General features: G+C 62.7%; 1 protein-coding gene. It reads right to left on the reverse strand.

What is annotated here, in order from left to right; genetic code table 11:
* Positions 1-636 (reverse strand): acyltransferase domain-containing protein (locus IF23_RS31815; protein ID WP_037680433.1); only part of this gene is annotated, 636 nt, incomplete at both ends.

A 636-nucleotide genomic window follows, 5' to 3' on the forward strand; every position in this document is an offset into this window, starting at 1 on the left:
AATCCCCTTCGCCACCGCCCGAAAATCCTCCAACATCCCCTCCATCAACGGGGAATGAAACGCATGCGAAACCGATAAACGCCGCACCCGACGCCCACGGCCGACAAACTCCCCCACCACCGCCTCCACACCAGCCTCCACACCCGACACCACCACCGCACCCGGACCATTCACCGCCGCAATACCCACCTCACCACCACACACAGCAAGCACCTCGGACACCTCCCCCTCCGAAGCCTCCACCGCCACCATCACACCCCCCGAAGGCAACGCCTGCATCAACCCCGCACGCGCCGCCACCAACCTCCCCGCATCCTCCAAACCCATCACGCCCGCAACATGAGCCGCAGCCAACTCCCCCACCGAATGCCCCACCACAACATCCGGCACCACACCCCACGACTCCACCAAACGAAACAACGCCACCTCAAACGCAAACAACGCAGGCTGCGCAAAACCCGTACCACCCAACAACCGACTCGCACCCGAACCCTCAACCCCGAAAACCACCTCCCTCAAAGGCCGAGAAAGAAAACCGTCCACCACCCCACACACCTCATCGAACGCACCCGCAAAAACCGGATACACCCCATACAACTCACGCCCCATCCCCAACCACTGCGCACCCTGACCCGA

Source organism: Streptomyces catenulae (genome assembly GCF_000718015.1).
In the GTDB taxonomy this organism is placed as follows: Bacteria; Actinomycetota; Actinomycetes; order Streptomycetales; family Streptomycetaceae; genus Streptomyces; species Streptomyces catenulae.